The following is an 18001-nucleotide window of genomic DNA, read 5'->3' as shown; positions in this document are numbered from 1 at the left end:
GGCCGGGACGCGCACCGGCCCCGGGGACGGCCTACCGCGCGAGCAGGATCACCGCGCCCGGGTCGAAGTCGAGCGCGACCTGCGAATCGCGCGCGCGGAGCTCGTTGGTGTCGTCGTCGAACGCGAGGAGTTCGCCCCACGCGGTCGCGACGACGTACTCGTTGCGGCTGCCGAGGTAGGCGGCGCGCTTGCAGGTTCCGGGGATCGGACCGCGGCCCGCGTCGACGATGCGCAGGCGATGCGGGCGCACCGCCAGCGTCGCCGGGCCGGGAGCGAAGCCGGGCGCGCGCACCGGAGCCGAAACACCGCCCGCGCTGAACGCGCCACCCGCGAACTCGCCGTCGACCAGGTTGGCGTCGCCGATGAAGTCGGCGAGGAAGCGGCTCGCCGGCGCCTCGTAGAGTTCGCGCGGCGTGCCCTGCTGCGCGATCTTCCCGCGGTCCATCACGATGATGTGGTCGGACACCGCGAGCGCTTCCTCCTGGTCGTGCGTCACGTAGAGCACGGTGAGCGCGAGCTGCTGCTGCAGCTCCCGGATCTCCTGGCGCACGCGGCGGCGAAGCTTCGCGTCGAGGTTCGACAGCGGTTCGTCGAACAGCAGCACCTTGGGCTCGAGCACCAGCGAGCGCGCCACCGCAACGCGCTGCTGCTGGCCGCCGGAGAGCTCCGACGGCAGCCGCGCCTCCATGCCGGCGAGCCCCAGCATCGCGAGCTTGGCGTGGGCGATCTCGCGCGCGGCCGCCTTGTCCTTCCCCATCGACTGCGGCCCGTAGCACACGTTCTCCAGCACCGTCATGTGCGGGAAGAGCGCGTAGGACTGGAACACCATGCTGACGTCGCGCTCGTTGGCCGCGCGCAGCGTCACGTCGGTGCCCTCGATCAGCACCCGGCCGCCCGACACCGGCTCGAGCCCTGCGACCATGCGCAGCGTCGTCGTCTTGCCGCAGCCCGACGGCCCGAGCAGCGTGACGAGTTCTCCCTTCGCCACGGCGAACGACACGTCGTCGACCGCGGTGACCGTGCCGTAGCGCTTGCTCACGCGGTCGAACACGACACCGTCCTGCGCAACAGCCATGGGAGTTCCTTCGGGGTTCAGCCGCCGCCGCCGAGCATCGGGCTCGCGCGCCGGCCGAGCCGAGCCTCGCCGACCAGCGCCTGCACGACGAGCAGGATGGTGAGCATGATGACGATCAGCACCGACGAATACGCGATGGCGAGCGGATACTCGCCGGCCTCGACGCGGTTGATGATGTAGACGGTCGCGAGATTGTACTTGGCGGTCGCGAGGAAGATCACCGCGGAGACCGCGGTCATCGCGTGGGTGAAGCTGAACACCAGCGTCGCGAGGATCGCGGGCTTGAGGAGCGGCAGCACGACCTTGGTGAGCGTGCGCGCGGTCGAGGCGCGCAGCGTCGAGGACGCCTCGTCGAGCGTCCGGTCGATCTGCGCGAGCGCCGCGATGCCGGCGCGCACACCGACCGGCATGTTGCGGAACACGAAGCACAGCACGAGGATCGCCATGCCGCCGGTGAGTTCGAGCGGCGCGACGTTGAACGCGACGATGTAGGAGACGCCGATCACCGTGCCGGGGATCGCGAAGCTCACCATCGTCAGGAACTCGAACGCCCGGCGCCCGGCGAATCGGTGCCGCGTGATCACGTAGGCGGAGAGCAGCCCCACGATGGCGGTCAGCGGCGCGGAGACCGCCGCCACCTCGAGCGTCGTGAACAGGCTGTCCCAGGCGGAGCCGACGAACATCGTCGCGGACGACGACGGATCGATCGCGAAGCCCTGCGACAGGTGGTGCAGCGTCAGCGTCATGTCGCCGCGGCCGATGTCGCGGACCAGTCCGCCGGCGAGAATGATCGCGTAGCAGACGAGCGTGAACGCGAACCACGCGATGGCCGCCACGATGCAGCCGCGGCGCAGCCACCCGGGAAGCTGCGCGTGGAGCCCGCTGTCGCCCTTGCCGGTCACGGTGACGTACGAGAGCTTGCCGATCCAGCGCTGCTGCAGCCAGAACGCGACCAGCGTGAGTCCGAGCAGCACGACCGCGAGCGCCGCCGCGCGTCCGGGGTCGTGCTGCGCCCCGGCGACCGCGAAGAAGATCTTGGTCGACAGCACCTCGTAGTTGCCGGCGAGCACGATCGGGTTGCCGAAATCGGCGAGACTCTCGACGAAGCCCAGCAGGAACGCGTTCGCCAGCGCCGGACGCAGGAGCGGCAGCGTCACGGTCCGGAAGATCCGCCAGCGCGACGCGCGCAGCGTCTGCGCGGCCTCCTCCAGCGCCGGGCTGATCGCGGCCAGCGCGCCGTGCAGGAGCAGGAACGCGATCGGCGAGAAGGTGAGGAGTTGCGCCAGCGTCACGCCCGGCAGGCCGTAGATCCAGCGCGAGCGCGGGATGTCGAACCAGGTGTTGAGCAGCGTCGTCACGATGCCGGTGCGGCCGAACAGCACGACCAACGCGAGCGCGAGGACGAACGGCGGCGTGACGATCGGCAGGATCGACATCACCTTGGTCACCGCGCCGTAGCGGGCGCCTCCCCGCTGCACGACGAGCGCGAGTACGAGGCCCACGAAGGTCGACAGGAATCCGACCACGGTGGCGAGGATCGCTGAATTGATCGCGACGCCGCAGTGCACGCCTCCGGTCAGGCACTGGATCTCCCAGATGTCGGAGGCGAACAGGCGCTCGGCCGCGAGCGCGGGCGCGAACGCGCCCTTCTCGTCGAACAGCGCTGCCGAGAGCACCCTGCCGACCGGGAAGAAGATGAAGATCGCGAGCAGCGCCGCGATGACGACCACGATCGTCGCGACCGTCGGGTCGCCCTTGAACGCGCCGCGCCGCGCGATCGCGCGCGCGAAGACCGCGACGAGCGCGATCAGCGCGATCGCGGCGCCGATGCCGAACGACGTTCCCTTCGCGCCGCCGGCGAATCCCGCCGCGAACGCCCACGCCACCGCGAGGCCGGACGCGACCGCCGTCGCACGGTCGGCCCCGCGCCACGCGCAGCCGAGCGCGACGAGCGTCAGCGCGACGAGGACGACCTGCGCGAGCGCGCCTCGCGCGGCGAGGACCAGCGCGGATGCGCCGCCCTCGAGACCCCAGGGAACGACCGCGAGCGCGGCCAGGGCGGCCGCGGCGATCCAGGCCGTCGCCCGGTCGCGCGCCGCCGGCACGAAGACCGGCGACGCGGCGACGGCCGTCGACACGACTCGCCCGCGATTACTTGGGCAGCGTCGAGACTTCGGTGTCCCAGCGCTTCAGCAGGCGGTTGCGCTCGGCGGACGAACCGAACTTCACGAAGTCGTAGTTGATGAGCTTGATCTCGGAGAGCTTCGGCGATCCGGGCGGCGCGGAGGCGCCTTTGTTCGACGGCACCTGGAACGACACCTTGGCGTCCGGCCCGATGTTCTGCGCTTCGGCGGAGAGCGCCCAGTCGTACCACTTCCTCGCGTTCTCCATGTTCTTCGCGCCCTTGATGATGCTCATGCTGCCGATCTCGTAGCCGGTGCCCTCGCACGGCGACACGATCGTCACCGGCGCGCCCTTGACCTTCTGGACGACGGCGTCGTGCTGAAACGTGATGCCGACGAGGCTCTCGCCGGTGGCCGCCGCGCGCGCGGGCGCGCCGCCCGACTTCGTGTACTGGTTGACGTTCTTGTGCAGCGCCTTCAGGAAGTCGAACGCCTTGTCCTCGCCCCACAGTTGCACGAACGTCGCCAGCATCGTGTACGAGGTGCCCGACGAATTCGGGTTCGCGACCTGGATCTCGTCCTTGAACTGCGGCTTCACGAGGTCGGCCCAGCACTTCGGCTCGGCGATGCCCTTCTTCTTCAGGAGGTCGGTGTTGTAGCTGTAGCCGAGCGCGCCGGCGTAGATGCCGATCGTGCGGCCCTTCGCGGCGTCGTACTGGCGGATCGCCCAGTCCTGCAGCTCCGGCATCCGCGGCGACTTGTACGGCTCGGTCAGCCCTTCCTCGGCGGCCTGCAGGTGCGGATCACCGGTCCCGCCCCACCACACGTCGCCGCGCGGGTTGGCGGCCTCCGCCTTGATTTGTGCATAGAACTCGCCCGCGCTCTTGCGCGTCATCAGCACCTTGATGCCGGTGGCCTTCTCGAACGCCGCGACCATCGGCCGGCACCACTCCTCCTGCACCGTGCAGTAGACCACCAGTTCGCCCTGCGCCCAGGCCGACAGCGGGGCGGCGAACAGCATCGCGGGAATCAGGCCCCGCAGCCATTTCGAGACACGCATGGGAATGCTCCTCTGGTTGGATGGGCGGTCGACCCGCCTCTTGCCGCAAGACTCTAGCAAATGGGCCGCAACCTGTCGCGGCCCCTTCCTGCCCCTCACAAATCCACCGCCCGGCGCTCGTCGAGCGAGGTCCGCAGCGCGACCGCGATGCGCGTCGCCTCGGTCGCGTCGTGGAGCGAGAGCCCCGGCGCCTTGTCGTGCCGGACGCAGTCGACGAAGTGCAGCGTCTCGCGCAGGAATGCGTCCTCGAACCGCTCCCAGAACGTCGGGGTGGTCTCGACGCGGATGCCGTGGCGGTCCGCGATCTCGACCCGGTTCAGGAGTCCGTCGCGGCCGATGACGAGCCGCCCTTCCGTGCCGATCACCTCGGTCGCGGACTCGTGCCCGTGCGCCATCGTGCGCGACGCGTAGATCGTCGCCATCGCGCCGCCTTCGAACTCGACGACCGCGATGCCGTTGTCGACGTCGCCGCAGTCGGCGAGCCCCCGGTGCACGGCGATCGTCCCGACCGAGAACACGCGCTTCGGCTTCGGCGAGCCCAGGAGCCAGCGCGCGCAGTCGATGTCGTGCACGCTCATGTCGATGAAGATGCCGCCCGACTTCGGCGCGAAGCGCACGAAGAACCCGGACGGGTCGTTCCTGTCGGTGGTCTGCGAGCGGACGATGAACGGGCGCCCGATCGCGCCCGAGGCGATCTTCGCCTGCGCGTCCTGGTAGCTCGCGTCGAAGCGGCGCACGTAGCCGATCATCGTCTTGAGCGCGGGATGCTTCCTCGCCTCGGCCTCGACCGCGAGGCACTCGTCCTCCACCATCGACAGCGGCTTCTCGCAGAACACGTGCTTGCCGGCGCGCAGGCCGGCGATGATCTGCTCCGGGTGGATCGCGTTGGGCGTGACCAGGAACACGGTGTCGAGGCCCGGGTGCGCGAGCAGTTGCGAATACTCGCCGTAGACGTGCTTCACGCCGAGCGCCTGCGCGGCCCAGGCGCGCTCGTCCGCGTCGGGGCTGCACGCCGCGACGAGCGCCGCGCCCGGCACGCGATGCGCCAGATTCTCGGCGTGGCGTTTGCCCAGCCGGCCCAATCCGACGATTCCCACCCTCGTGTCCGCTTCGCCCATCGCGCTCCCCCCTACATCTCGACGATGCGCTTCTCGCGCCACGACAGCGTCGCGGCCTCGGCCAGCGCGAGCGCCTTGACGCCGTCGTCGATCGAGGTCCGCACCGGCTTGCCCGACGCGATCGCGTCGAAGAAATGCGCCATCTCGAGCGCGTAGGCGGTCTTGTAGCGCTCGAGGAAGAAGTGCTCGGGCAGGTCCGCGCTCACCGCCTGTCCGCTCGACGCGACCACCTCGGTCGGCCGGTGGTTGCCCGCCTGAAGCATCCCCTTGGCGCCGATCACCTCGAAGCGCTGGTCGTAGCCGTACGCGGCGCGGCGGATCGTGTTGATCTGCGCGAGGCGGCCCCGCTTCGTGCGGATCGTGACCGCCGTGCAGTCGACGTCGCCGACGCCTGCGACCGCGGGATCGACGAGGCAGCTCCCGGTCGCGTAGACGGTCGCCGCGTCGTCATCGAGGATCCAGCGGAAGACGTCGAAGTCGTGGATCAGCATGTCCTTGAAGATCCCGCCCGAGCGCTTCAGGTACTCGACCGGCGGGAGTCCCGGGTCGCGGCTCGTCACGACGAGCATCTCGGGCTCTCCGATCTCGCCCGCGACGATGCGCGCGTGCAGCGCCGAGAACGTCGGGTCGTAGCGCCGCTGGAAGCCGATGAGGCAGGGAACGTTCGCGTCCTTCACCGTGCGTGCGCAGCGTTGCGCGCGTTCGTAGGCGAGGTCGACCGGCTTCTCGCAGAAGATCGCCTTCTTCGCGTGCGCGGCGCGCTCGATCAGGTCGGCGTGCGTGTCGGTCGACGACGCGATCACCACCGCGCGGATCGCGGCATCGCCGAACACGTCCTCGACCGTGCCGACCTCCGCGCCGTGCTGCGCGGCGAGCACCCTCGCGGCGGCCGCGTCGGGATCGACGACGCAGCGCAACCGCACGCCGGGCTGGCGCACGAGGTTGCCGGCGTGGATCTTGCCGATCCTGCCGGCGCCGAAGATCGCCACATCAGTCATCATAGTCTCCGCGGTGAGCTGTTTCCTCGACGTCGAGTTCGAGCCGGCAGGCGAGCGCGACGAACAGCGCCTGCGCGAGGCACAGGGCGCTCGTCAGCGACCGGAAGGCGAACGCGCTGCCTTCACGCACCACGAGCAGCGCATCGGCGCCGCGCGCGAGCGGCGCGAGCCGGCTGTCGGTCATCACGACGGCCTTCGCGCCGCGCTTCGTCGCGTGGCGCACGCAGGCGAGCGTCTCCTTGCCGTAGGGCGTGAAGCTGATCGCGACGATCACGTCGTCGCGTCCGATCGAGCGGATCTGCTCGTGCACCATCCCGCCGACGCCGTCGATGAGCTGCACGCGCTTGTCGATGTGCTGCAACGCGTAGGTCATGTAGGCGGCGACCGCGTAGGAGCGGCGCACGCCGACGACGTAGATGTGCTGCGCGCGCGCGAGGAGCGCGACCGCGGACGAGAGCGCGGCCTCGTCGAAGTCGCGGGCCAGTTCCTCGAGTCCGCCGACGCTCGCCGCGACGAACTCGCGGGCGACCGCGCCCGGGGTCAACGTGCGCGGCCGCGCCGAAACCAGTTTGCGGATGCGCTGCTGGTAGGTCGACGCGGGCGCGGTCTGCTGCGTGTAGTCGTCGCGGAAAACCGCCTGCAGCGCCGAGTATCCGGGGAAACCGAAACGCTGCGCGAAGCGCACGACGGCCGAGGGCTGCACCTCGCACGCGCGCGCGATGTCGCCGATGCGGTCGACCATCACCCGCGCGCGATGCCGCTCGACGTAGCGCGCGACGCTCTTCAACTGCCGCGGCAGGCCGTCGTACTCGGCGGCGATGCGCGCGAGCAGCCGGTCGACCTGCGAGGCGGGGGCCTCGCTTCGATCCGCGCGGCGCACGGGCCTCGCGCGGACTAGCGCTTCAGCATCCATTCGTGCGCCGGGTCGTTGTGGAAGTGCCATTCGCGCGTCGGGCCGGCCATCACGTTCAGGTAGTACGACCGGTAGCCGTGCGGCACCACGACCGGGTGGTAGCCGCGCGGCACCATCACGACGTCGTGGTCCTCGACCGCGAGCGACTGGTCGATCGAGCGGTCGTCGGTGTAGACGCGCTGGAACGCGAAGCCCTGCGGCGGGTCGAGCCGGTGGTAGTAGGTCTCCTCGAGCTCGGTCTCGTGCGGCGGCAGGTCGCGGTCGTGCTTGTGCGGCGGGTACGACGATGAATGGCCGGAAGGCGTGCGCACCTCGACCACCAGCAGGTGTTCGGCGGGCGCGGTCTCGGGCAGGATGTCGGTGACGTAGCGGGTGTTCGTGCCCGCGCCGCGCACCGAGCGCTTCATCGTCGAGGGGTCGATCACGCGCGCGGCGAGCGTGCCGCCGCCCGGAGCGTTCGCGACGCCGATCTCCGCCGCGGTGCGCGCGACGATCGACACGCCGGCGCCGTCGGGCAGGTAGAGTGCCCACGGCGCCTGGTCGTCGAACACGCTCGCGCGTCCGCCCAGGTCGCGCCATTCGCCACCCGGCGCGCGCACGTCGACCTTGCCGGACAGCACGACGATGCACAGTTCGCGCCCGCGCATCGCGAGGTCCGCCCGTTCGCCGGCGTCGAGCCGGTACGCGTGGAAGCCGACGTAGCGCCAGCCGGCGGAGGCGGGCGTCACGTCGACGATCGTCGGGCCGCTCTTGCTCGCTTTCACCAGCAGTGAGCTCATGCGATCCCTCGCTCGCTGGGCGTCCGGACAAGCGCGTCGGGCTGAAGCCCGACCCACGGAGGCGCCGCGTCGGGCTGAAGCCCGACCCACGGAGGCGCCGCGTCGGGCTGAAGCCCGACCCACGGGGAGGCGCCGCGTCGGGCTGAAGCCCGACCCACTGGATTGCGGTAGGTCGGCCTTCAGGCCGACGCGATGCGCGGATCACGCCGCCTCCTTCTTCGCCAACGCATCGACGATGCCGCGCAGCGTCCGATAGCCCTTCTCCGCATACGCGTACGACGGCGCCACGGCGGGATCCTGCTCCGCCTCGACGACGAGCCAGCCCCGGTACCCGTGGCCGTGCAGGACCGACAGGACACCGCGAAAGTCGATCGCGCCGTCGCCGGGCACGGTGAACGCGCCGTTGATGACCGCTTCGAGGAAGCTCCAGTTGCGATTGCGCGCGAGCCGGATCACGTAGGGCCGCACGTCCTTGCAGTGCACGTGGCAGACGCGCGCGACGTGCTTCTCGATCATCGCCACCGCGTCGCCGCCCGCGAAGGTCATGTGGCCGGTGTCGAACAGGAGACCCACGTCCTCGCCGGTGACCGACATCAGCCGGTCGACGTCGTCGGGCGTCTCGACGTAGGCGCCCATGTGGTGGTGGTAGGCGAGCCGCACGCCGTGCCGCAGCAGATGGCGGCCGAACGCGTCGAGCCGCTCGCCGTACGCGCTCCACTGGTCCGGCCGCACGAAGCGCGGGCGCTGGTAGAGCGGCGCGGCTGCGCCCTGGATACTGTCGGCGACCTCGCCGTAGACCATCACCGTCGCGCCGTTCTTCGCGAGCAGGTCGAGGTGCGGGCCGACCGCCTCGATCTCCTGCGCGACGGTGCGCCCGCGCGCGAGCCGCCCGGAGTACCAGCCGGACACGCACGCGAGGCCGTGCCTTCCGAGCACCGAGGCGAGCGCCGCCGGCTCGCGCGGGAACTTGTTGCCGAGTTCGAAGCCCTCGTAGCCGATCGCCTTTCCCTCGGAGAGTGCCGTCTCGAGCGAGATCTCGCCGCCGAGCGAGGGCAGGTCGTCGTTGCTCCACGAGATCGGATTGATCCCGATCCGCACGTCGAGTCCCCGTGTCATCGCGCCTGTCCCTTCTTCGCCGCCTCGTAGGCGGCGCGCGCCTCGCGTACCTGCGCACGGTCCGAGACTTCCGGCACCGCGACCTCCCACCACCAGCCGCCCGCGTCGATCGTGCGGGAGGGGTCGGTGTCGATGCACACGACGCTCGTGCGCTTCGACGCGCGCGCCTTCACCAGCGCGGCCTCCAGCTCTTCGAGGGTGCGAACGTGAACGGCGTCCGCGCCGAGCGAGCGCGCATGCGCGGCGAAGTCGATCGCCGGCGGTCCGTCCGGCCCGTGCCGGCAATCGGCGAGGAGGTTGTTGAACGGCGCACCGCCGCAGGCCTGCTGCAGCCGGTTGATGCAGCCGAAGCCGCGGTTGTCGAGCACGACGATCGTGAGCTTCAGGCCGAGCATCAGCGAGGTCGCGATCTCCGAGTTCATCATCAGGTAGCTGCCGTCGCCCACGACGACGACGACCTCGCGGTCCGGCTTCGCCATCTTGACGCCGAGACCTCCGGCGATCTCGTAGCCCATGCACGAGTAGCCGTACTCGACGTGGTATCCGCCGGGCGTCGAGGTGCGCCAGAGCTTGTGGAGTTCGCCGGGGAGCGTTCCCGCCGCGCACACCACGATGTCGTCGCGCGGCGAGTCCTTCGCCGAGCGCTGCACCGCGCCCAGCACCTCGCCGTCGCAGGGCAGCGCGCCGTCGCGCGGGCCGGTGAGGCGCAGGAGTTCCGCCCGCCAGCGTGCGGCTTCGTCGGTCGCCCTCTGCCGCCACGCTGCCTCGGACGACCAGCCCGGCAGCGCCGCGGACAACGCCTCCAGCGCGCGGCGCGCGTCGGCGCGCACCATCGTGCCGCGACCCTTGTGCGCGTCGTAGCCGTTGACGTTCAGCGTCACGAGCCTCGCGCGCGCGAACAGCGAATGCGAGCCGGTAGTGAAGTCCTGCAGCCGCGTGCCGGCCGCGAGCACGAGGTCGGTGTCCTGCGCGAGCGCGTTCGCGGCGGGCGAGCCGGTGACGCCGATCGCGCCCAGTTGCAGCGGATGGTCCCACGCGAGCGCGCCCTTGCCGCCCTGCGTTTCGGCGACCGGTACGCCGTGCGCCCCTGCAAAGCGCTCGAGCGCGCCGCTCGCACCCGAGTAGAGCACGCCGCCGCCCGCGACGATGAGCGGCCTGCGGGCTTCCCGCAGCAGCGCCGCGGCCGCCGCGATGTCCTCCTCGGCGGGCACGGGCGCCGCGAAGCGCACCGGCGGCGGCGCGAAGAACGCCACCGGCCAGTCGAAGGCCATCGTCTGCACGTCCTGCGGCAGCGCGAGCGTGACCGGACCGCACAGCGCGGGGTCGGTCAGCACGTGCAGCGCGCGCGGCAGCGCGGTCAGCAACTGCTCGGGATGCGCGATGCGGTCGAAGTAGCGCGACACCGGCCGGAAACAGTCGTTCGCCGAGACGGTGCCGTCGTGGAAGTCCTCGACCTGCTGGAGCACCGGGTCGGGCGCACGCGAGGCGAACACGTCGCCGGGGAGCAAGAGCACCGGCAGGCGATTGACATGCGCGAGCGCGGCCGCGGTCACCATGTTGGTCGCGCCCGGGCCGATCGACGTCGTGCAGGCCATCATCCGGCGGCGCATGTGCGCCTTCGCGTAGGCGATCGCGGCGTGCGCCATCGCCTGCTCGTTGTGCGCGCGAAAGGTCGGGATCGACGCGCGGTGCGCGTAGAGCGCCTCGCCCAGTCCGGCGACGTTGCCGTGCCCGAAGATCGCCCACACGCCGCCGAAGACCCGTTCGCCCCCTTCGACGCGCAGCGCCGCGAGCCAGCGCACCAGCGCCTGCGCGGCGGTGAGGCGGACGCTCGCGCCCATCACGCGGCCTCGCGCCGGCCGCGCCGCGCGTCGTCCCACGCGTCGACGAGCGCCTCGAACGTTTCGCGCACCGACGCCTTGAAGCGCGCGTCGTCGATCTCGCCGGCGAGCCACGCGCGCGCGGGTGCGTGGAAGATCGTGCGGCCGACCGCGAAGCCGCGGCAGCTCGCGCTCGCGCGCGCGTCGCGGAACCCTTGCGCGAGCGTCGCGACGTCGGCCGCCAGTCCCAGCACCAGCACGCCGCGGCAATACGGATCGCGCTCGGCGATGAGCGCGTCGATCGAGCGCCACTCGGCGGCGCTCATCGCTTCGAGCTTCCACCACTCCGGGCGGCACCCGAGATTGTAGAGACGCTCGAGCGCGCGCAGGACCGTGTCGGGTGCGCGCGGCAGTCCGCGCGGCGGAATGATCTCGAGCAAGAGTTCGTGGCCCGACGCCTCGGTCGCCTCGCACAGCGTACGGATCTGCGCCTCGTTCTCGAGCCGCCGATCGATGACGTCGTCCGGGTGGTAGGCGACGAGGCACTTGACGACGTGCTCGGCGGGCCAGCCGATGAGCGTCGTGCCGACAGAACGCCCGCGGTCGAACACGACCGGGTTGCTGCCCGGCAGTTCGACCGGCCGTCCGATCCACCAGCCGCGGCCGGTCGCCTCGTTCAACGCGTCCTGGCCGTAGCGGTCGTCGCACAGGATGCCGACGCGGCCGCCGAGCCCGCGCGCGCGTTCGGTCTCCGCGGCCGCCTCGACGCACAGGCGCTTCAGGCGCGGCAGACGATCCTCGCCGACACCCGCCTCCTGCGCGAGTTCGAAGAACGGGTTGCGGTGGTCGAACGCGAAGATCGCGAGATCCTCGCGCGGGGTCCGCGGCGCGGTCACGCGATGCAGCCGCGAGAGCGTCGCGTCGCGGTCGGGCCTCGGAATCGACGCCGCGTTCGCGAGGAAGTGGTCGAGTTCGGCGCGCGTGGGCATCGCAGGCGCGCAGCCGTGGCGCGACACGACCAGCGCGCCGCAGGCGTTCGCGTACGCGGTGCAATGTTCGTAGTCCTCGCCGCGCACCCAGCCGGACAGGAATCCGGCCGAGAACGCGTCGCCCGCGCCCAGCACGTTCAGCACCTCGACTTCGACGCCGCGGCCCTGGAACGCACGGTCGAGCGAGTCGGGCACGTCGCCGTCGATCACGACGCAGCCGAGCGGCCCGCGCTTGTAGACGAGCGTCGCCTTCGTGACCGCCCGGATCGCGCGCAACGCCTCGACCGGATCGCGGCTGCCTCCGGCGATCGCGTATTCCTCGGCGGTGCCGATCACGAGGTCGAAGTGCGGCAGGATGCGCCGCAGGTGCGCGGTAACGGAGTCTGAATGGATGAACCGGGTCTCGCCGTCGCCGCGTTTGGTCAGGCCCCAGAGCACCGGCCGGTAGTCGATGTCGAGCACGGTGCGCACGCCGTGGCGGCGCGCGCGCTCGAGCGCGAGGTGGCTGATGCGGTCGATGTGCGGCTGCGAGAAGTGCGTGCCGGTGATCAGGAGCGCGCGGCTCCGCGCGAGGTAGTCCTCGGCGACGTCGTCCTCGGTGATCGCCATGTCCGCGCAGTTCTCGCGCAGGAAGATGAGCGGAAAGCTGTCGCGGTCCTTGATCCCCAGCACCACCGCGCCGGTGAGGCGCGTGGGATCGACGCTCACGTGGCTCGTGTCGCAGCCCTCGCGCGCGATCGTCTCGACGAGGAAGCGGCCGAGGTGGTCGTCGCCGACTCGCGAGATGAGACCGGCGCGCAGCCCCAGCCGCGCGCAGCCGAACGCGGTGTTGGCCGACGACCCGCCCAGGTACTTCGCGAAACTGGTGACGTCCTCGAGGCGCGCGCCGATCTGCTGCGCGTAGAAGTCGACGGCGAAGCGGCCGAGCGCCAGCACGTCGAACTCGCGGCCGGAGGCGAAGGTCGTCGCGTTGCGCATGGGGACGGCGGGAGGGCGGCGGGCGCTCGGGTAGGATCGCGATTGTCGCCCGGCTCCGTTCGAAACGCAAATTCCACGGCGGACCGGCTCCGGAATATCCTTTCCGCCGCGCGACCGGCCGGATCGGCCGCTCCGCCGTGCACCGTCCCCACACTCCCGACCGCCTCGCGCCCGGCCACCTCGCGCTCATCCTCACGGTCGTGACCGTCTGGGGCTTCTCGTTCGTTCCGATCAAGGTCGCGCTGGTCGAGGTCCCGCCGTTCATGCTCGCGGCGCTGCGGTTCGCCACCGCGGCGATCCCGGCGGTGTTCTTCGTGCGGCGGCCCGAGATGCCGTGGCGGGGCGTCCTCGCCTACGGACTCGCGATCGGCGTGTTCCAGTACGGACTCATGTTCCTCGGGATGAAGCTCGGCATGCCGGCGGGGCTCTCCTCGCTGGTCATGCAGGTGCAGGTGTTCTTCACCATCGCGCTCGCGGTCGCGTTCGCCGGCGACCGGGTGCACCGCTGGAACGTGGTCGGCGCGATCGTCGCCACGGCGGGCATCGTCGTGCTGGGCGGCTACAAGGTCGCAGAGGGCGCGGAAGGCACGTTCGCCGGGTTCGTCGTGCTCCTCGTCGCGGCGTTCGCCTGGGCGGCGGGCAACGTGATCGCCAAGCGCGCCGGCGCGGACCACGACGTCGACGCGTTCTCGCTCGTCGTCTGGTCGAGCCTCGTGCCGCCGATCCCGCTCGCGCTCGCGTCGTATGCGTTCGAGGGCGGCATGGACGCGGTGCACGCCGCCGCGAACGCGTCGTGGCTCGCGTGGGCGTGCATCCTGTTCCTGGCGTGGGCGGCGACGCTCTTCGGGTTCGCCGTGTGGAATCGCCTGCTGCACCTCCATCCGACGCCGCTCGTCTCGCCGTTCGCGCTGCTCGTGCCGGTGTCGGGCCTCGTGTCGGGCGCGATCTTCCTGGGCGAGCGCCTCGCGTTCGTCCAGATGGCGGGCGTGCTGATCGTGCTCGCGGGGCTGGCTCTGAACGTCCTGGGGCCGGCGCTGAAGCGGACGGCTTCCGGCGACTGACGCCCGAACCGTCGTGCGAATCGGAACTCCATGCCGGCGCCTACGGCCCTCGAGTGAAGCTCGCGCTCGTCACGGTGCGCGCGAGTGCGAGATGCCCGGTGGCGAATCGCCACCAGGCGTCAGGCCCGGCAATCAGACTGTCGCATCCCGGAACGCTTTCAACACCGCGTTCATTCGCGTCTGCCATCCTGTTCCTTGTGCGCGGTACCACTCGAGCACGTCCTTGTCCACACGCAAGGCAATCTGCTCCTTGCGGTCTTCCGCTGCCTTGGCGGGCCTGCCCCGCTTGGCTCGCAGTTCGGCAACCCCTCGGTGGGGCGTCGCGGCCTCCCAGAATTTCCGGGTTGCCGCTTTGCTCTTCGGGTTGTAGGGCACGTCAGCCTTGCGGGTACGCGCGGTAGTACGCTTCACGTTCATGGGGTTCGGCCTCTCGGCAGGAGATCAATCTCGGACCGCCCTCGCGGTCGGTCCATACCAGCACCACCACCCGGCCATGCGCCCAGCCCAGACTGACCAACCGTTGCTCTCCGTAGTCTTCACGGTCATCCTCCCGGGTAAGCATCGGGCCTTCGAACGCTTCCATGCACGCCGGCAAGTCAATACCGTGCTTGCGCAGGTTCCTGCGTCGCTTGGCGGGGTCGTGGCTCACGCGGTATTTATTGTATATACAATAATGTGGCTGTCAAGGCGTGGCTGGGGCCGGGGCGGACATGCCGTACAGGCCGAGACCGCTTCGCGGCACGGCTTGACTCGAGCGATGGGCAGCGCACCGACCGACCAGGCGAACACGAGGACCGAAGCGATCGCGAGCAGCCGCCCCCGACAGGCGCAAGTCGCCAGCAGCGGCTGACGGGCGTCCACGCCGCCCCGCACGCCAACGACCGCAGGATCCACGGACCGCAGATGCACACTCGCCTCGTCTCGTTGCGCCTGATGCTCGCGCTCGTGTCCCCGATGACGCTTTGGGCCTGCGCCCCGGACGCCGTCCGGCCGGACAGCGCGTTCGATGCATGGATCGCGAAGGTCGCCGCGGCCTGCAACTTCCAGACGATCGGACGCTACGAGGTGGGCTCGCTCCTCGGCATGAACGCATCCGACCACGCGATGGTCTTCCTCGACGCGACCTCGCGCCTGTACAGCGGCCGGATCGGCGCCGACCCATGGACGCTCGCCGTGGTGAGCGACCTCGAGGGCAGGTCGGGCGATCCCGGCGTATCGTGCGTGCTCGGCATGCTGCCGCAGCGTTAGCGTCGGCACGACATCCGTCCACGACAATATCCGGAGATTTCTCTTGCCTGACACTTCGATGCTGCGGCGTTCGATCGCGACGCTCGCCTGCGCGCTCCTCGCGGCCTGCGCCGCCGCGCCGTCGCCCACGAACGTCACGACCTGGCGCGATCCGGGGTTCAGCGGCCCACCGTTCCGCAAGGTCTTCGTCGTCGGCCTGAGTGCGCAGAGCCTCGTCGACCAGCGCGGCTTCGAGAACGCGATGGTCGCGACGCTGCAGAGCGCCGGCGTCGTGGCGGTGCCCGGCTGGCAATTCGTTCCGACCGACCGCGTGCCCGACGAAGCCACGATGCGGGCAGCCGTCGCGCGATCCGGCGCGGACAGTGCGCTGCTCGTCCGGATGTCGGACGTCCAGACCGAGTCGACGCTCGCCTATTCGGCCGGCACGGTCGCGCAGGCGGGCCCGAACCTGTACGTCGGCTGGTACGCGCCCGGCGTCGTGTCGGAGAACTATCAGGCAGCCAACATCTTCACGACGCTGTTCGACGTCGCGACCGCGCGCCCGGTCTGGACCTACAACCCGGTCACCTACTCGCCGCTCTCGCTCTCGCAGGGCGTGCCGGCGTTCGCCAACGACGTGGTCGGACGGCTGCAAGCCGACGGGCTGATCGCGACGCGCTGATCCGCGCGCGGGGCTTCCGTCGACGGCGTGTCGGCCGAGCCTCCCGAGCAACGGGGGCGAGCCTGCACCCGGGCTCGGGCACCTGCGGAAGACGGGTTGGTAGGCCGTGTAGGATTTGAACCTACGACCAACGGATTAAGAGTCCGCTGCTCTACCAGCTGAGCTAACGGCCCGCCGAAAGAAGCGTGATTCTACCGCGCCCGCGGCGTCCCGGCCCGACCGGTTCGACGGTGCGGCCGACCGGGAAGGCCTGGTAGGCCGTGCTGGATTCGAACCAGCGACCAACGGATTAAAAGTCCGCTGCTCTACCAAGCTGAGCTAACGGCCCGCGGGAAACGCGGGATTGTAGCCGATCGCCGTCGCGCTCGCCAGTTCCGCGGGGCTCCGGGACGGACGGCGGTCCCGCCGCGAAACCGGCAGCGCAACCCTATTGCTCGTCGCGCGACAGGATCGACGGAATCGGCGAGAAGTCGATACCTTCGTCGGCGAGTTCGCGCGCCTCGTCGGCGGTCGCCTCGCCGCGGATCGCGCGGTGCGGAACCTCTTCGTAGTGGATCTTGCGCGCCTCCTCGGGAAAGCGGCGCCCGACGTTCTCGGTGTTGCGGACCATCTCGCGCAGCTTCGCGAGCAGTTCGCGCGACATGCCGGCGACGGCAGGAGTCGCAGTCGACGCGACCGCTTCACGGCCCTTCGGCACGTTGACCCGCGCCGCGGGCTGCCGGGCAACTTCCGCGGAATCGCACACCGGACAGCGCACGAGCCCGTTCGAGTGCTGCGACTCGAACGCCTCGCCCGAGTCGAACCAGCCCTCGAAGCCGTGGCCCTGAGCGCAGCGGAGGTCGAAGACGATCATGGGATCGATAACGTGCGGGCGGGCCGCGGCGTGGACAACGCGCCCGCCTACCCGAGACGTTCCAGCCGCCAAGTCTGGTAGCGGAACGCCGCCACCGAACCCGCCAGGATCGACGCGAGGGCGAGGATCGAGCCGATCGCGAGCGTCGACATGCCGGTCAGGCCCTGCCCGATCGTGCAGCCGAGCGCGGTGATGCCGCCGAAACCCATCATCGCGCCGCCGACGATGTGGTTGGCGATGTCCTCGACGCTGGCGAAGCCTTCCCACCGGAAGGTGCGCGAGACGAGCGCGTACGCGCCCGAGCCCGCCATCATGCCGAGCGCACCCGCGATGCCGAAGGTGATGACCCGCGTGCTGTCGGTCCACAGCATCAAGAGTTCGAGCAGGTACGCGGCGGGCGCCACGAACGAGTACGACTCCAGTCGACCGGTGTTCGTGGCGACGAACTTCTCCTCGAGCGTCGCCGGGTCCTCGGCGAGAAAGCCCAGGTGCCCGGAGACGTACCAGCCGCCGACGATCACCGCGCCGACGATGAGGCCGCCGACGATCATCTCGGTCGTCGAACGGAAGTCGCGGCTCGCGAACACGAACGCGGCGATCGCCCCGGCAACCGACAGCGCGACCGCGAGCCTCGCCCCGCCCGCCGACGCGCCGACGATCGACGCGAGGTCGGAGGTCTTCGTCCCGAACACGGACGCCATGTCGATGCGGAACGGATCGAGGCCGAAGGCGCGCGCGCCCGCGAACGCGCCCTTGAGCGTCATGTAGGCGGTGATCGCGAGCACGATCAGCACGACGAGCGACTTGAGATTGCCCGCGCCGACGCGGATCAGCGTCTTGCTGCCGCAGCCGGAGGCGAGCGTCATGCCGAATCCGAACAGGAATCCGCCGACGATGTGCGACAGCCACGGCACCTGAGCGCCGGTGTAGATCGACTTCGCGACGTCGATCGTTCCGGTCGCCTGCAGCGCCCCCGTGCCGGCGATCGCCACCGCGATCGCGAGCAGCCACATGCGCATGCGCCGCCAGTCGCCGAAGTTCACGACGTCGGAGACCGCGCCCATCGTGCAGAAACTCACGCGGTTCGCGACCCAGCCGAACACGAACGCGAGCGCGAACGCACCTCCGGTCACGAGCGGAGCGATCTGGGCGGCGTCTTTCATGGGCGTTTCGTGCGGGTGGGGCCGGGAATTATGGCATGCGGGCGCG

At 70.5% G+C, this 18001-nt stretch carries 17 protein-coding genes and 2 tRNA genes; 3 read left to right on the top strand and 16 right to left on the bottom strand.

Going from position 1 to position 18001, the window contains the following annotated elements; genetic code table 11:
- Positions 1 to 31: 31 nt before the first annotated feature.
- The 10 genes from HS109_13210 to iolC all read right to left on the bottom strand — a co-directional run bounded on the left by HS109_13210 (position 32) and on the right by iolC (position 12969).
- Positions 32 to 1075 carry an ABC transporter ATP-binding protein gene (locus HS109_13210; GenBank protein ID MBE7523328.1) on the bottom strand — a complete coding sequence of 348 codons (1044 nt, stop codon included), beginning with the start codon at positions 1073 to 1075 and terminating at the stop codon, positions 32 to 34.
- A gap of 17 nt (positions 1076 to 1092) precedes the next feature.
- Positions 1093 to 3213 (bottom strand): iron ABC transporter permease, encoded by a 2121-nt coding sequence (locus HS109_13205; protein ID MBE7523327.1) that lies wholly within the window; start codon positions 3211 to 3213, stop codon positions 1093 to 1095.
- A gap of 13 nt (positions 3214 to 3226) precedes the next feature.
- A complete protein-coding gene (locus HS109_13200) occupies positions 3227 to 4258 on the bottom strand; it encodes an ABC transporter substrate-binding protein (protein MBE7523326.1) in 1032 nt (343 codons plus the stop codon).
- 95 nt (positions 4259 to 4353) lie between these two features.
- Complete coding sequence (locus tag HS109_13195; protein MBE7523325.1) at positions 4354 to 5376, bottom strand: Gfo/Idh/MocA family oxidoreductase; 1023 nt, start codon at positions 5374 to 5376, stop codon at positions 4354 to 4356.
- 11 nt (positions 5377 to 5387) lie between these two features.
- On the bottom strand, positions 5388 to 6377 hold the full coding sequence (gene iolG / locus HS109_13190) for an inositol 2-dehydrogenase (GenBank protein MBE7523324.1): 990 nt from the start codon (positions 6375 to 6377) through the stop codon (positions 5388 to 5390).
- Positions 6367 to 7287: a MurR/RpiR family transcriptional regulator gene (locus HS109_13185; protein ID MBE7523323.1), complete on the bottom strand. Its 921-nt coding sequence runs from the start codon at positions 7285 to 7287 to the stop codon at positions 6367 to 6369. Before HS109_13185 ends, iolG begins: the two co-directional genes overlap by 11 nt.
- Positions 7269 to 8066 (bottom strand): 5-deoxy-glucuronate isomerase, encoded by a 798-nt coding sequence (iolB, locus tag HS109_13180; protein ID MBE7523322.1) that lies wholly within the window; start codon positions 8064 to 8066, stop codon positions 7269 to 7271. Before iolB ends, HS109_13185 begins: the two co-directional genes overlap by 19 nt.
- Before the next feature lie 201 nt (positions 8067 to 8267).
- Positions 8268 to 9182, bottom strand: coding sequence for a myo-inosose-2 dehydratase (iolE, locus tag HS109_13175; protein MBE7523321.1), 915 nt, complete (start codon positions 9180 to 9182; stop codon positions 8268 to 8270).
- Positions 9179 to 11023, bottom strand: a complete 1845-nt coding sequence (gene iolD, locus HS109_13170; GenBank protein MBE7523320.1) for a 3D-(3,5/4)-trihydroxycyclohexane-1,2-dione acylhydrolase (decyclizing) — start codon at positions 11021 to 11023, stop codon at positions 9179 to 9181. The genes iolE and iolD overlap by 4 nt, the downstream gene beginning before the upstream one ends.
- Positions 11023 to 12969, bottom strand: coding sequence for a 5-dehydro-2-deoxygluconokinase (gene iolC, locus HS109_13165; protein ID MBE7523319.1), 1947 nt, complete (start codon positions 12967 to 12969; stop codon positions 11023 to 11025). The genes iolD and iolC overlap by 1 nt, the downstream gene beginning before the upstream one ends.
- Before the next feature lie 137 nt (positions 12970 to 13106).
- Between iolC and HS109_13160 the strand changes: the two genes are divergently transcribed.
- Positions 13107 to 14030: an EamA family transporter gene (locus HS109_13160; protein MBE7523318.1), complete on the top strand. Its 924-nt coding sequence runs from the start codon at positions 13107 to 13109 to the stop codon at positions 14028 to 14030.
- 132 nt (positions 14031 to 14162) lie between these two features.
- Here the strand turns inward: HS109_13160 and HS109_13155 are convergent, their stop codons facing one another.
- Positions 14163 to 14447 carry a BrnA antitoxin family protein gene (locus HS109_13155; GenBank protein ID MBE7523317.1) on the bottom strand — a complete coding sequence of 95 codons (285 nt, stop codon included), beginning with the start codon at positions 14445 to 14447 and terminating at the stop codon, positions 14163 to 14165.
- On the bottom strand, positions 14407 to 14679 hold the full coding sequence (locus HS109_13150; protein ID MBE7523316.1) for a BrnT family toxin: 273 nt from the start codon (positions 14677 to 14679) through the stop codon (positions 14407 to 14409). The genes HS109_13155 and HS109_13150 overlap by 41 nt, the downstream gene beginning before the upstream one ends.
- 254 nt (positions 14680 to 14933) lie before the next feature.
- Here HS109_13150 and HS109_13145 point away from each other — a divergent pair, with 254 nt between their 5' ends.
- A complete protein-coding gene (locus tag HS109_13145) occupies positions 14934 to 15278 on the top strand; it encodes a hypothetical protein (protein ID MBE7523315.1) in 345 nt (114 codons plus the stop codon).
- 43 nt (positions 15279 to 15321) lie between these two features.
- Positions 15322 to 15939: a hypothetical protein gene (locus HS109_13140; GenBank protein ID MBE7523314.1), complete on the top strand. Its 618-nt coding sequence runs from the start codon at positions 15322 to 15324 to the stop codon at positions 15937 to 15939.
- Between the two features lie 97 nt (positions 15940 to 16036).
- Here HS109_13140 and HS109_13135 read toward each other — a convergent pair.
- From HS109_13135 to HS109_13120, 4 genes are all read right to left on the bottom strand, one after another.
- Positions 16037 to 16112: transfer RNA gene (locus tag HS109_13135), tRNA-Lys, on the bottom strand.
- 78 nt (positions 16113 to 16190) lie between these two features.
- Positions 16191 to 16267: transfer RNA gene (locus HS109_13130), tRNA-Lys, on the bottom strand.
- A 99-nt stretch (positions 16268 to 16366) separates the two neighbouring features.
- Complete coding sequence (locus HS109_13125) at positions 16367 to 16792, bottom strand: DUF1178 family protein (protein ID MBE7523313.1); 426 nt, start codon at positions 16790 to 16792, stop codon at positions 16367 to 16369.
- A gap of 47 nt (positions 16793 to 16839) precedes the next feature.
- Entirely contained in the window at positions 16840 to 17955 is a 1116-nt protein-coding gene (locus HS109_13120) for a YeeE/YedE family protein (protein MBE7523312.1), read from the bottom strand.
- Positions 17956 to 18001: the final 46 nt, after the last annotated feature.

It is taken from the genome of Burkholderiales bacterium (genome assembly GCA_015075645.1).
GTDB lineage: Bacteria > Pseudomonadota > Gammaproteobacteria > Burkholderiales > Casimicrobiaceae > VBCG01.
This window is presented reverse-complemented; position numbering and strand designations above follow the sequence as displayed.